This window comes from Flectobacillus rivi (genome assembly GCF_030056655.1).
Taxonomy (GTDB): Bacteria; Bacteroidota; Bacteroidia; order Cytophagales; family Spirosomataceae; genus Flectobacillus; species Flectobacillus rivi.
The window spans coordinates 423,740-438,546 of the sequence record NZ_JASHIE010000002.1 but is presented as its reverse complement, the minus strand read 5'-3'; the positions used below and the strand labels follow the sequence as shown (position 1 = coordinate 438,546).

Sequence of the window (14,807 nt, the reverse complement as noted above, 5' to 3'; positions counted from 1 at the left end):
GAAAAATGATTAATTGTAAGAAAATAGGATTGGTACTTCTTACTGCCTTTCTCTTTGTTTCAAAGGTTTCAGCTCAGACTTTGAAAGATGCTGAAGCTGAATTTGAAAAAATGAGTTATTTGAATGCCGCCGAGATGTTTGAACATGCCCTTAAAGGCAAAATTTCAGATGCAGATAAGCAAACTGCAAAACTGAAATTGGCATACGCTTATCGACAAATCAAAGACTCCCAAAATGCAGAGAGAGTATATAAAGAAATAGTTGACAATCCATCTTTTTCGGGTGATTCAAAAGCATATCTTTACTATGCACAAGCGCTTGCTACAAATGGCAAATACAAAGAATCACAAGATGTATATGAAAAATATGCTAAACTAGCGACAACAGATAAGCGAAGTTCGAGTTTTCAAAAACTGTATAAAAACGTTGAAACGCTCAATAAAAACCAAGCGTGTTATAAAGTTGAGTACCTAAACCTTAATACCGATAAAGCAGATTTTAGCCCTACTTACTACAAAAATGGTTTTGTTTTCAACTCTGGACGCACAGAATCTGTAGGGTTGAAAAGAGTATATTCATGGGATAATTCAAACTTTCTTGATCTTTATTATTTATCCGATATTAGCAAACTGACTGCTTCTCAGCCTTCGGGTGTGGGGGGCTCAACGGCAAATAAAGAACGTAAATTCAAGGCGCCAGCCGTTGTTGGAGATGATGAGTACACGCCAGCTACACCAAATGATTCTAAAACAATTGGCTCGTATGGCAGTACTGGTATGTACAAAGGATATGCTACCTATAACGAAGCTCCTGTTACACAAAGTGAGAATTTTTCAAAAACACTTAATACTAAATACCATGAGGGGCCTGTCACATTTTCGAGTGACGGACGTAAAATTGTTTTTACTAGAAATAACTATAATTCTGGAAGTTTCAAAACAAGCGCAGACCGCGTAAATAAATTGAAACTTTATACTGCCGAAGATAAAAAAGGCGATGGGCAATGGTCTGCCGTAAAAGAGGTTCCTTTTAATAATAATGAGTATTCGACAGGACACCCTACTTTGACAAAAGACGACAAGCTGATGTACTTTGTTTCGGATATGCCTGGAGGTTTTGGTGGAACAGACGTGTATGTGGTAGAATATAACAACGGAAATTTCGGAACACCAGTCAATCTAGGTCCTCAGATCAATACGGAAGGAAATGAAATGTTCCCTTTTGTTGATGAAAAAGGAAACTTATATTTTGCCTCGGATGGTCATGCTGGACTTGGAGGATTAGATATTTTCTTTGTTGAGTTACAAGATGGTAAAACGGTAAAAAGTAAAATTAAAAACCTTGGAGCTCCTATTAATACGAGTCAAGATGATTTTGGACTTATAACTGATGGCGAACGTAGACAAGGATATTTAAGCTCAAATCGTAAGCGTGGCGGTGCCGATGATGATATTTATAGATTTACAAGAGAATGCGACGAAAAACCTGAATGCCGTGAACTACAGGTTATCGTGTTTGATGCAGAATCAAAATTGCCATTAGATAATGCCGATGTTGAAGTGTCAACAGAAGGTAAAACAGAGATGAAAAAGACCGATTCAAACGGTACTTTCAAAATCTGTTTGGATGAAGATAAGTCATATTTATTAAAGGCTTCTCGTGAAGGGTATCTTCCAAATACCGTTGGATATTCGGCAAAAGATGCTAAAATCGAACAGTCGACACTGGATATTCCTTTGCAACCAGTAAAAGAAGTAGAAGGGGATTCTCTATCGGCAAGAATCAGCCCATCAGGTAATCCAAACCCAGCTTTACCTTGTAAAGTAACAACCCTAAGAGGGCGAGTTACTTCTAACAAGGATAAGCAACCAATTGCGGGTGTTCTTGTAACGCTGAGAAACGAATGTGATGGTACAATTCAGCAAGTAGTAACTGGCGCAGATGGTCGTTATCAATTTGATATTTGCCAAGGCTGTGATTATAATTTGGAAGCTGCTAAAGAAAACTTTGGTTCGAAAAGCAACAAAATCAAGAAAGTGGGCGACAATCCTCCGAAATACATCAACTCTAACTTGAGTATGTTTGAAGAAGGAGACGTCATCACAATTGATAATATTTATTACGATTACGGTAGATATAACATTCGCCCTGATGCTGCTCGAGAATTAGAGAAATTAGTATCGTTAATGAAGCGTTATCCAAAAATGAGAATCGATTTACGTTCTCATACAGACTCTCGCTCATCGACAGAATTTAATCAAAAACTCTCAGAAAATCGTTCGAAATCAGTGGTTAGCTATTTGCGCAAACGTGGTATTGCATCAACAAGACTAGAGTCTTCAGGATTTGGCGAAACACAATTGCTAAATGAATGTGCCGATGGTGTTGAATGTACAGAAGAACAACATCAAACCAACCGTAGAACAGAATTTAAAGTAATTCAGATGCAATAAATTTGAGTGAAATTGATATTTGAGTCCGTGTATCAGGTAACTTTACCTTACACGGACTTTTTTTGTGGCATGAAACAGCTCTTACTTTTTATATTTCTACTTATATCTTCACTTAGTTTTGCACAGTATCCTTTTTTAAGGTCTTATACTGTTGACAATGGTTTGCCTAGCTCGAATGTATATCGTGCCTATCAAGATAGTAAAGGTTTCCTTTGGTTTTGTACCGACAAAGGTCTTGCTCGATTTGATGGGTATCATTTCGAAAGTTTTACTACTAAAAATGGTTTGCCTAACAACGATGTTTGGCAATGTGCGGAGGACAAGCAAAAGAGAATTTGGTTTTTAACTTATAGTTCTGTCTTCTTCTATTTTGATACGAATGATAATAAATTTTACACCATTCCTAATCCGTATCCCGATTTACAAGATTCCCATATTTGGTGTTACGTTCAAACATCTCCTAATACCGTACAGGTTGTTCTAAGTAAAGGATTAGAAGTATTAGAAATTGATGTCAAAAAGAAAGTGGTTAAAAGGTTTATGCCTCGTAAAATAGGTAATCAATCATATCCCTTTATCAATAATAAAACCCACCTTAGTGTGATTATGAGTGTAGGCTCTCCATTTACCTTGAGAGCCTATTCTGAGGGGCTTGCGCATAACCTTAAAAACATACCTCACGTACTCCCTAAGTTTGATAAAGGCAGCTTTCCAATCGAGATTTTCGACAAACTCATAACGATTTTATTTGAAGATGATAAAACGGTGTATGCTACCGCCGATAAACTTGTAGTCTACAGTAAAAAAGGGCTTAAACAAATTCATATTTCTACTTTAAGTTCGTTAAAGAACAACCCTATCATATTACTTCTCAGTACAGGAAGTTTGAAATATAAACTATGTGTTACAGAGAAGGAATCCTTTCTTTTGGATGAAAATTTCAATAGGCTTCGGCAGTTCGATTTCCTAAATAAATATGTGCTCAATACGATTTATGTGGATAGTGAAGAGAATTTTTGGTTTTGTACCAAAGATAAAGGCTTACTGTTTTTATCAAAGCAAGCAATGTATTCTGCCACCTATAATTTTCAGGGAGGAAATTCGGTTGTGGCTATGCAGCAATTTGAAAATAAAATCATATTTGGAACAGGTAAAGGTGATTTGTACAGGATTAATCAGGATGAATCTATTACAAGGTTTCTGACTAAAGATCCCATTCGTCTTCCAGTTCGGGATATCGCTATTACTAAGGAAAAGGCCATGATAGCTTATTTCGGAATGGATTATACGATGTATTCTACAAAGGCACTCATGAATAAAAAACATTTATCTGTTAATAAAATTATAAAGAAAAATGGTCAAAGCGATTTACATGAACCCGTTCACCGAAAGTACGATGGAGAGACGGTTCATTGGATTGATTTTAAAACAATAGATACCCTTGATTCAAAAACGATCATAGGTTATAATGCTCTAATGATGGTAAAACTTTTCGAGTCAAAAAAACACTATCAGGCTCGAAAGTTATTTACTAAGGTAAATATTCCCAAAATTGTTGCGATGCACGTCGGAAGTAATCGCAAGATATGGGTCGGAAACTCAAAAGGAATTTACCAACTCTCTTTGATGGATTCTACAGCGGAACTTTTCGATAAGCAAAAAATTCAATATCCTTTGCTGAGTCGTGCTGTAAAATGCTTGGTGTCAGATAAAAATGGAAGAGCTTGGGTTGGCACCAACGGGTTTGGATTATATGCCTTCGATGGGCACAGTCCGCTTATTGTTTCAGAACTAGCATATGAAAATATTAATGCAATTTTTCTCGACAATAAAACTCAAACTGTTTGGGCAGGTACCAACAAGGGGGTATTTGTTCTGTCTAACATTGATTATAAAACCAAAAGATACCAACTTAAAAAGTTATCGGTAATTCAGGGTTTGCCAACACATGAAGTGTATTGTTTGACCGTACAAAATGACATAGTTTGGATTGGAACAGCCAATGGATTATTCAAACTTGGAGTAAAATATGTGCTCAATATGCCTATGCCCAAAGCTCAAGTGCCATTGGTAATTCGTCGCGTGAAAGTTAATAACCTAGATACTTTGGTGACATCACATTATGAGCTAGAACATACACAGAATAACTTGACGATAGAATTTGTTGCTCTTTCGTACATGAGTAATAAAAATATCAAATACCAATATCGATTGCTCGGCAGTAATCAATCTGATACACATTGGAGAGAGGTAGAAGAGTTACAGCTGAGTTTTCCTTTTTTACCTCCAGGAACCTATATTTTTGATTTAAGAGCTTATGATGTGACTGGAAAAATAACTCAAAAAATAAATCCGATAAGATTTCATATAAAGGCACCATTTTGGCAAGAAACTTGGTTCTGGATAGTGGTAGCAACGCTTATTGTTATCATAATACTATATTCAGTTTATGCTCGAATTAGATTTATTCAAAAAGTAGAAAGCGAACGAACCGCTGCCAACAAACGGTTTGCTCAACTCGAATTACAAGCATTACAAGCACAAATGAATCCACATTTTGTATTTAATGCTCTGAGTTCGATTCAATACTATATTTTGAACAATGATATTGAAGCGGCCAATGATTATCTGAGTAGATTTTCACGCTTGATGCGACTCTTTTTGGAGTCCTCTCGCAATAAATATATTTCAGTTTATGAAGAAAGTGAGCTATTGGAGTACTACATTACCCTCGAACAATTACGCTTTAAAAACCGTTTTACTTTCGAGATAAAGATAGAGGATGATGTTCCACAGGAATTAGAAATTCCTTCTATGCTCATTCAGCCTTTTGTCGAAAATGCGATTAATCATGGACTCGTTTATAGTAAAAATAACGAAGGAGTACTTGTGATTCATTTTGGTTTGACTGAAGAATATGTACGTTGTACAATCGAAGACAATGGCATTGGAAGAGAAAAGGCCGCAGAGTTGAAACAAAAATCGATAAAATCGTATCAATCTCAGTCAACACAAATTACTGCCGAACGAATTCAATCTTTAAAGTATATTGAAGAAACTAAAGTCGAAGTAAATATTATTGATAAATTCAATGAAATAGGTGAGTCTCAGGGGACAAAAGTTGAAATACTTATATATCTTTGAGAAACCAAATTATCCCTAATTGTTAACCATGCTTAGAGCTATCATTGTAGATGATGAGAATAACGCATTAGAAGCTTTAAAAACACTTTTAACCAAATATTGTCCACAAGTAAAAATTATAGAAACAGCCACCTCTGTCGAAGAAGCATATCAAAAAGTAGTCACTTTTAATCCTAATCTTTTATTCTTGGATGTGGAAATGACGAACGGAACGGGATTCGATTTATTAATGAAATTTGATGAACCTTCTTTTAAAGTCATATTTGTAACTGGTTTTGACCAATATGCGCTTAACGCGATTAAGTTTTCGGCAATTGATTATCTCTTAAAACCAATTCATGTAGAAGAACTTATTGAGGCTGTCAAAAAGGCAGAAAAACAGCTCGATAGTCAGGATAATCTCGGTGAACTACGAAATTTACTGAGTACTTTAAATAACCCAAGAAGCCGTAAGAATAAAATCGCTATACCTACGCACAAAGGGTTTGAAATGATTGAAGTACAGGATATTGTTAGGTGTGAGGCTTCGAGTGGCTACACTCTGATTCATTTGCTTCAAGGGAAGCCTGTCATGTCTTCTCGTGATTTAAAAACCTACCACGAGCTATTGGAAGAATATGATTTCTTCAGAATTCATGATTCTCATGTAATTAGTCATTTCCATATTCAGAAGGTTTTGAATGAAGATGGTGGCGTAGTAGTCCTAACAAACGATATCCGACTACCAATAGCCCGACGCCGAAAATCTGAGTTTTTAGAGTGGTTAAAAGGGCGATAAGCCATATATCAACTATATTTGACCAGATAATAGCATTTTATTACCGTATAAAAGTTGTAGATTGTTTGACATAGCTTTACCATGTATTTTCGTAATGTGTGTTAGACCTCTATACTTATCGAGGACTCCCAAGCATAAGGTAACTTGTGGGTCCTCTTTTATTTTCATATAAAATGAGTACACGAAGTACTTAGGAAGTACAATTTTTTGAAATTCCATACAAAGTATCTTGAATAGTCTTATGTCAAGCTTTGTTGAAAATATCCTAGTAAAGGTTCTACATAATCTATTCAATTAAACTCCAATTTCTCTTTTCTTCATTTTTATTATTACTTCCAATAGAGATTTGTGCTAGCTCTATTATCCGAAAATAGAACCATACGTTTTTATAAGTCTCTTCTAGTTTGTAGTGCTTGCATTATAACGTACTTGCTACTAACTTCGTTACAAAACCTCAACGAGTAGGTTAGTTCTAAGAATAAACACAATGTCAATATGAGAAAGCTTTTACTAGGAGTAATAGCCACCTTGCTATATCTTCAAAGTTATGGTCAACAAGATCAGCTATATTATACCTATCCTTTCATGCCCATGACGATCAACCCAGCCTATGCTGGAGCCAAAGAAGTCATCTCTTTTTCAGGTATTTATCGAAAAAGACCTTTGTTTACCAACAATATTGGAGCAACCTCAACACAACAATATTTTAACTTTGATATGCCAATCGCCCAAGATAAAATGGGCGTAGGCTTTCAGGCATACAATACAGATCAAGCCATTGGAATCGGTGGAAATTTGGCAGGTAATTTAGGTCTTTATGGCAATTTTGCTTACCGTTTCAATATGCCTAATGATGGAAAATTGGCAGTTGGTGCTTTGGCAGGTATAACCCAAGTTCCTGCTATTTTTGGTGCGGGAGGTTCAGGTACTACTCGATTGCGCTCAAGCTTTGGCTTAGGAGTATACTATCAAAATGATGATTGGTATGCAGGAGTTTCAATGCCAAATGTTAATGCCTCAAGCGACGGGTATAATGTGCCAATTTTTGTTTCTGGAGGGTATTTGTTTCCTTTATCTGATGATTTTATGCTCAAAACGGGCGTCGTGTTTAGACGCATTAGCAATGGTGACTATAACCGCAACGATATAGATTTGCACGGAGTACTTTGGGTAAAAGAAAGATTTGGTGTGGGTATTTGGTATCAAAACACAGGCTCTGAATTTGTCAATAAGGCTTTATTAGGCTCGCTTGAAGTACAACTGAATAAGATGAGAATTGGGTATTCTTACGACTTTCAAGGTAGTAATTCAACCAATACTACGTCGCCTGCCAATCAGGGATTTCATCAAATTATGTTAAGATTTGATTTTGATTCGGGTAATGGGAAATCAGCTCAGTTTAAGTACTTTTAGCATAATTGTACTAGAAAGAAATAAAAAACGGGTGAGAATTTCTCACCCGTTTTTTATTTCATCTTTTCCAACGCAGAGGTAAATTTTTGCGTGTCTATTTTTTCTCTGAGCGCTAATTCATAAGCTTTTTGCTCTATATCTAAGGCTTTTTGTTTGTCGCCTAATTTTAACATCAGTTGAGCATAAGAGTGATAATAGTCAGGATTTTCAACTAACTCAATAGCTCTTTGAACCCAAGGAATGGCTTTTTCTAGTTTAGCCAGAGTATCCACTTGTTCATAAAAAGTTTTCACTACATCATGAAGCTCATTGGCAGTTAAACGCGCCATCGTGAATCGCCCATTCTTTTTAATATTGTTATAAAGTGGCGCTCCTGTGCCTGTAGAGTCTTTGATTCCAAGTCGGTAAGCTTGCATCATTTTGTCATATTCCCACAAATCTTGCTTACGAATACTTTCTATTTGCACAAACATTACATATTGGTCCAAATAGTTTTCGGCAGCTTCTACGTATTTATTAATATCTTTTACTGCCAGATAAAAAGCTAATTTATTTTTATCATTTACTCTATCTGCTGTATTGGGAAGTGCCTTTAAATTAGCCTGTAGAGCTTTTTCAAAAAGTACTTTATTTTTGGTCTCAATGGCCTGATAAAAGAATTCGTTGATACTGGTCGAAAAGGCTTGATTGACTTTTTCATCGCCACCTTCAAATAATCCTTCTGCTTTTTCACGATATTTTAAAAGAAGTTCAAAGGCTTTACCATCGATTTTAAAGCCATTATTAACCACCAAACGCAATGTTTTATCTGAGGACTGTTGAATTGGAGTTAAAGCCTTCACGTACTCTTCCACAAGTGCCATATTATCAAGATTGTATCTAGAGCGCTTGGCAATAAATTCGTACAAGAAATCTGGCTCACGTTTGCCCTCATTGTATTGTTTTTCGAGCACATAAATAGGCTTAGAGTCTGACTGGTTTGTCAAAACCAAGTCGGCTTCTTTTAACAAATCGGTTGAGCCAAGGTATCCTTCTTGTTTGTACACCAAATTTTCGGTGGCATCTACAAAAAGGCAAGTAGGGTAGGAAGTCACATTATAACGTCTGGCCAAGGTAATCCCAAATCCTTTTTCAGCATCGATTTTGTAATTGATAAATTTGCTATTGAATTTATCACCCACAGACGCTTCGGAGAAGGTTTTTTTGTCCATCTCCTTACAAGGTCGGCACCAAGTAGTATAAATATCAACAAAAATCAACTTGTTCTGAGCCTTTGCCTGAACAAGTACATTTTGCCAATCATCTTGACGAAAAGATATTCCCTGTGAGAAGGTCTGAGCACTTACCCACATAAGAGCAAGAAAACAGATTTGCGACAGGTTTACTGGTTTCATGGTATGGTAATGTTTTTGGTAAGGAATAGTTTCAATGAGTGTTCAACGTTTTTGCGGACAAAGAAAATATATGCTTAAGACGAATCGTCTCATGAAATTCCATTCGAAAATATCACTATTTATTCACAAAGCCTTTATTTTGACAACAACTTCTTGTAAAGAAGCACAGCTGAAGATTGTTGATACTCTTAAAAATGCAGGAAGTCTCAGAAATAATCAAGGATTAATATACTGAAAATAAATTACATAAATAAGTGCCTCGTGAAAAAAACTCTGTGCAAACAACCACAGAATGAGCAATTTGGGTAGCAAATACAAGTTTTTAGGGAAATCCTATAAATGTTGTTATGCAAAAATATATAGTTATCTACTTGTAGCCCAGAACTACAGAAAAAAAAGCGTTTAAGCTTCAAATAAATTCGAAAAGTACAAGTATTGCCTACAAATGAAATACCGATGTGGTAGTTTAACAAAATGAGTAAAAAATATCAAAATTTGTATTTTTGGGGTAGGATTAATTGCTTTTTGGCGGAGGAGTAAAACAACTATAAAACTACTTGGCATTGCTCATGTTGTAAACTGTAGCTAATTGCGTGCCAAAAAGGAAGGAGCTGAAATAAAATATTTAAGGATTCAGTAAATCTAACTACCTGATTGACTTAGAGAGATAAGGATAGTTTTTCAAAAAAAATAGGTAAAACAAATGGATATATGCGTACATTTGCACCCGCAAAAAAGAAGTTTTCTTACATAAACTAGAACTACTACAAACTGATTAAAATAGTTGCTATTTTAAGGTAAAGTTGAATTTTTCTAAGAAAGCAAAATTTTTAGGGGGGTTATTTTAGCTACTATATTAATTTGGCAAAAATCCTGTAAAAAACAAATAAATTTTTGTGATTTAATTAACGGGCATACCGTAACTTTGCCAAAATTCTATTGGGAGACTTTCATTAAATCCAGAAATCCAATCTCTTTGTACTTTATTCGTACCCTATGTAAGAAACTTTACGAATAAGTTTAATTAATATCAAAGATTAACGCCAGTTATGGACCAATTTTCATACATTGCCAACGCCGATACTGCGGTAATTTCGGACTTGTACGAGTCATATCAGCAAGACCCCAATTCGGTTGACGCTAGTTGGCAGAACTTTTTCAAAGGTTTTGACTTTTATACTTCTTGGAGTGGCGAGGCCTCTTCCAACGGAGTGGGTAGTGCATCTGTCGATGCTTCAATGGTTCAGAAAGAAATGTCTGTAATCAGTTTGATTAAGGCATTTAGATCAAGAGGACACTTGTTGTCAAAGACCAATCCTGTGCGTGAGCGTAAGGATCGTCGCCCTCGTCTTGATTTAAAAGATTATGCACTTTCTGAAGCTGATCTTGATACAGTATTCCAAGCGGGTAGTTTTTTGGGTATTGGCCCAGCATCTCTTCGCAAAATTGTGGAATCTCTCTATAAAATCTACGCAGGTTCGATTGGTTTTGAGTATTCTTACATCAGAGAATCAGATGTTAAAGAATGGCTTCGTAACAAAATCGAGAAGGAAGCGCTTGCTTTTAATCCTTCTATCGATGAGAAAAAACAGATTCTTCAAAAATTGAACGAAGCTGTTGTTTTCGAAAACTTCTTAGGTACAAAATATTTAGGTCAAAAACGTTTCGGTTTGGAAGGTGGCGAAAGCACTATTCCTGCACTTGATGCTATTATCAATACTGCGGCTGACCTCGGTGTGAAAGAAGCTATGATTGGTATGGCTCACCGTGGACGTTTGAACGTGTTGGCCAATATTATGCACAAATCTTACGCCGCAATCTTTGATGGTTTTGAAGGAAATATTCCTGATCAAATCCACGGTGACGGTGACGTAAAATATCACTTAGGCTATTCATCTAAGCATATTACTCCTGCTGGTTCTGAAATTTCTTTGAAATTAGCGCCAAACCCTTCTCACTTAGAAGCTGTAAACCCTGTAGTTGAAGGTTTCTGTCGTGCAAGTGCAGATGCTCACTATGATGGTGACTACGATAAAGTATTACCAATCTTAATTCATGGTGATGCTGCTGTAGCAGGTCAGGGTATTGTATATGAAGTAACTCAAATGGCGAAGTTGCGTGGTTATGAAACAGGAGGCACAATCCACTTCGTAATCAACAACCAAGTTGGTTTTACAACAGACTTTGAGGATGCTCGTTCGGCAATCTACTGTACAGATGTAGCTAAAATCATTGATGCTCCAGTATTCCACGTAAATGGTGACGATCCAGAAGCTGTTGTTTTTGTTTCGAAAATTGCGGCTGAGTTCCGTCAGCAATTCAACCGTGACGTATTTATTGATATGGTTTGTTACCGTAGAAATGGTCACAACGAATCTGATGAGCCAAGATTTACACAACCAACCTTGTATTCGAATATCACAAATCATCCAAACCCTCGTGAAATCTACACACAAAAATTGATTACACGTGGTGATATCGATGCTCAGTTGGCTTCACAAATGGATTCTGAATTTAAGGCTGAATTACAAGCTCGCCTTGACCAAGTGAAACAAAAAATTCGTCCAGAATATGTACCATTGAAATTGGATAACAAATGGGCTGAATTGCGTTTCGCTGGTACAGAAGATTTTGAGAAATCTCCAAAAACTGGTATTTCGAAAGAAACGATTGATAAAATTGCAGCGGCTTTGACAAAATTGCCAGCAGGTTTCCATGCCTTGAAGCAAATTGAAAAAGTATTAGCTGATCGTAAAGCATTTTTCCAAAATGGACAATTGAACTGGGCTACAGCTGAAGCTTTGGCGTATGGTTCATTGTTGTTGGAAGGTAAAATGGTACGTGTATCTGGTCAGGATGTTCAACGTGGTACATTCTCTCACCGTCATGCGGTATTGCACGATGCTGAGACAAATGAGTCATATACTTCTTTGAACTTTATTGAAGAAGGTCAAGAGCAAATCCAAATCTATAACTCATTGTTGTCTGAATACGGTGTGTTAGGTTTTGAATTTGGTTATTCATTAGCAAACCCTGAAGCTTTGGTTATTTGGGAGGCTCAGTTTGGTGACTTCTCAAATGGAGCTCAAACAATGATTGACCAATTCATTGCATCTTGCGAATCTAAGTGGGGTACAATGAATGCTTTGGTAATGCAGTTGCCTCATGGTTATGAAGGTCAAGGTCCTGAGCACTCAAATGCTCGTCCTGAGCGTTACTTACAATTGGCGGCAGAAGATAACATGGTAGTAGCTAACTTAACTACTCCTGCAAACATCTTCCATGCATTGCGTCGTCAGTTGGCTTGGGAATTCCGTAAGCCATTAATCATCATGTCACCAAAATCATTGTTCCGTCATCCAAAGGTAGTTTCTCCAATTGAAGAATTTATCGACGGTTCATTCCAAGAAATTTACGGTGACACTTATGCAGATGCTAAGAAAGTGAAGAAAGTATTGTTGTGTTCTGGCAAAGTTTATTTCGACTTGTTGGAAAAACAACAAAAAGACAATCGCACCGATGTGGCAATTATCCGTATCGAGCAGTTGCATCCTTTCCCAACTAGCCAAGTAAATGCAGAACTTGCGAAGTATCCAAAAGCGAAAGTGTACTGGGTACAAGAAGAGCCAGAAAACATGGGATACTGGTCATTTGTAACTCGCGAATTTGGTTTCAAATCATTTGAAGGAGTTATTGCTCGCAAAAAATCTGCTTCACCTGCAACAGGTTTCTTGAAAGTTCACAACGAAGAGCAAGCAATCCTAGTTGATAGAGCATTTGCTTAGTTAAAATATTTGTTGAAACCGACTTTTTGACGCTACGGCTCAGAGAGTCGGTTTTGGCATCATGTTACCAGACAATATTTAAACAGGACATTTTACTATAGTTATAAATTGAAGATTGTGTCAAACAACCAATCCGAATACTAAATAATAAATTAATAAGATGGCAATCGAAATGAAAGTTCCGCCAGTTGGCGAGTCGATAACCGAGGTCACAATTGCCTCATGGAATAAAAAAGATGGGGATGTAGTGAAGATGGATGAGGTATTGTGCGAGTTAGAGTCTGATAAAGCTACCTTCGAACTACCAGCAGAAGCTGAAGGTGTTTTGCGCATTGTTGCAAAAGAAGGTGATACTTTACCAATTGGTGCAGTAATCTGTGTTATCGAAGCCTCAGGTGCTTCGGCAGCAGCAGCGCCAGTTGTAGCAGCTCCAGTAGCCGCTCCTGCTCCAGCAGCAGCGCCAGTTGCAACGGAAACTAAGGTTGTTGAAATCAAAGTTCCAGCAGTAGGTGAGTCTATCACTGAAGTTACAGTTTCGTCTTGGAATAAGAAAGAAGGTGATACTGTATCGATGGACGAAGTATTGTGCGAACTTGAATCTGACAAAGCTACCTTCGAATTGCCTGCTGAAGCGGCGGGTGTATTACACATCGTAGCAGAAGCTGGTACTACTTTGCCTATCGGTGGCTTGGTAGCAACTCTTACCGTAGGTGCAGGTGCTAGCGTTGCTGCTCCAGCTCCTTCTGCAGCACCAGTTGCAGCAGCTCCTTCGGGCGATGCCAACTACGCTGCGGGTCATGCTTCTCCTGCGGCAGCTAAGATTTTAGCTGAAAAAGGTGTTGATGCTGGTGCCGTACAAGGTACTGGTGTAGGTGGCCGTATTACTAAAGAAGATGCTCAAAGTGCTCAAAAACCAGTAGCTCCAGCGCCTGCAACTCCAGCAGCGGCTCCTGCTCCTGCAGCAGCACCGGTTGCTTCTTCTGACTCAAGAGGTGTAAGAAGAGAAAAAATGACTTCGCTTCGCAAAACAGTAGCTCGTCGCTTGGTTCAAGTGAAAAACGAGACTGCTATGTTGACTACTTTCAACGAAGTTGATATGAAGCCAATTATGGATTTGCGTTCGAAATACAAAGATAAATTCAAAGAAAAACATGGTGTTAACCTTGGTTTCATGTCATTCTTCACTAAAGCAGTGACGGTGGCATTGAAAGAATTCCCTGCGGTTAATGCTTCTATCGACGGCGATCAAATTGTTTACCATGACTATTGTGACGTTTCAATTGCAGTATCTGCTCCAAAAGGATTAGTTGTACCTGTAATTCGTAATGCTGAACAATTATCATTGGCTGGTATCGAGGCTGAGGTTATTAGATTAGCAACTCGTGCTCGTGACAACAAATTGACACTTGATGAAATGAACGGTGGTACTTTCACTATTACAAATGGTGGTGTATTTGGTTCAATGTTATCAACGCCAATCATCAATGCTCCACAAGTGGCTATCTTAGGTATGCACAATATCGTTGAGCGTGCTGTGGTAATTGGTGGTCAAGTGGTTGTTCGCCCAATTATGTATGTAGCACTTTCTTATGACCACCGTATCATCGACGGTCGTGAGTCTGTAAGCTTCTTGGTACGTTTAAAACAATTACTAGAAGATCCAACTCGTTTGTTGTTAGACGTCTAGTTTAAATAGATATTACTGAGGCAAAGACACGATATTATGCGTGTCTTTGCCTTTTTTGTATCATTTTTTGACTTAAAATCAATAGATTCAATACGCGAGAAAAACTATTTTTATCAAAAATTGAAGCAGATTGATCGAAAGTCAAACACTTTA

Annotated in this window: 7 protein-coding genes; 6 read left to right on the top strand and 1 reads right to left on the bottom strand. The window is 37.3% G+C overall.

All coding sequences use genetic code 11. The features are described from left to right. Positions 1 to 5: 5 nt before the first annotated feature. From QM481_RS04130 to QM481_RS04115, 4 genes are all read left to right on the top strand, one after another. Positions 6 to 2,453, top strand: coding sequence for a carboxypeptidase regulatory-like domain-containing protein (locus QM481_RS04130; RefSeq protein WP_166550254.1), 2,448 nt, complete (start codon positions 6 to 8; stop codon positions 2,451 to 2,453). A 69-nt stretch (positions 2,454 to 2,522) separates the two neighbouring features. Then, positions 2,523 to 5,597: a sensor histidine kinase gene (locus QM481_RS04125; RefSeq protein WP_283380747.1), complete on the top strand. Its 3,075-nt coding sequence runs from the start codon at positions 2,523 to 2,525 to the stop codon at positions 5,595 to 5,597. A 28-nt stretch (positions 5,598 to 5,625) separates the two neighbouring features. Then, complete coding sequence (locus QM481_RS04120) at positions 5,626 to 6,375, top strand: LytR/AlgR family response regulator transcription factor (RefSeq protein ID WP_166550252.1); 750 nt, start codon at positions 5,626 to 5,628, stop codon at positions 6,373 to 6,375. 495 nt (positions 6,376 to 6,870) lie between these two features. Continuing rightward, positions 6,871 to 7,788 carry a PorP/SprF family type IX secretion system membrane protein gene (locus QM481_RS04115; RefSeq protein ID WP_166550251.1) on the top strand — a complete coding sequence of 306 codons (918 nt, stop codon included), beginning with the start codon at positions 6,871 to 6,873 and terminating at the stop codon, positions 7,786 to 7,788. A gap of 53 nt (positions 7,789 to 7,841) precedes the next feature. Here QM481_RS04115 and QM481_RS04110 read toward each other — a convergent pair whose 3' ends face one another. Then, positions 7,842 to 9,182: a thioredoxin fold domain-containing protein gene (locus QM481_RS04110; RefSeq protein WP_283380746.1), complete on the bottom strand. Its 1,341-nt coding sequence runs from the start codon at positions 9,180 to 9,182 to the stop codon at positions 7,842 to 7,844. 1,049 nt (positions 9,183 to 10,231) lie between these two features. Between QM481_RS04110 and QM481_RS04105 the strand changes: the two genes are divergently transcribed. Both QM481_RS04105 and odhB read left to right on the top strand, forming a co-directional pair. Continuing rightward, the gene (locus tag QM481_RS04105; RefSeq protein WP_283380745.1) at positions 10,232 to 12,967 is read left to right on the top strand and encodes a 2-oxoglutarate dehydrogenase E1 component; all 2,736 of its coding nucleotides are present in this window, start codon (positions 10,232 to 10,234) and stop codon (positions 12,965 to 12,967) included. A 160-nt stretch (positions 12,968 to 13,127) separates the two neighbouring features. Continuing rightward, positions 13,128 to 14,654, top strand: a complete 1,527-nt coding sequence (odhB, locus tag QM481_RS04100) for a 2-oxoglutarate dehydrogenase complex dihydrolipoyllysine-residue succinyltransferase (RefSeq protein WP_283380744.1) — start codon at positions 13,128 to 13,130, stop codon at positions 14,652 to 14,654. Positions 14,655 to 14,807 lie beyond the last annotated feature (153 nt).

Bases quoted from the DNA above. Each gene is read 5' to 3' on its own strand.
- odhB (WP_283380744.1), top strand. From the start codon at position 13,128: ATGGCAATCGAAATGAAAGTTCCGCCAGTTGGCGAGTCGATAACCGAG.
- QM481_RS04120 (WP_166550252.1), top strand. From the start codon at position 5,626: ATGCTTAGAGCTATCATTGTAGATGATGAGAATAACGCATTAGAAGCT.
- QM481_RS04110 (WP_283380746.1), bottom strand. From the start codon at position 9,182: ATGAAACCAGTAAACCTGTCGCAAATCTGTTTTCTTGCTCTTATGTGG.
- QM481_RS04125 (WP_283380747.1), top strand. From the start codon at position 2,523: ATGAAACAGCTCTTACTTTTTATATTTCTACTTATATCTTCACTTAGT.
- QM481_RS04105 (WP_283380745.1), top strand. From the start codon at position 10,232: ATGGACCAATTTTCATACATTGCCAACGCCGATACTGCGGTAATTTCG.
- QM481_RS04130 (WP_166550254.1), top strand. From the start codon at position 6: ATGATTAATTGTAAGAAAATAGGATTGGTACTTCTTACTGCCTTTCTC.
- QM481_RS04115 (WP_166550251.1), top strand. From the start codon at position 6,871: ATGAGAAAGCTTTTACTAGGAGTAATAGCCACCTTGCTATATCTTCAA.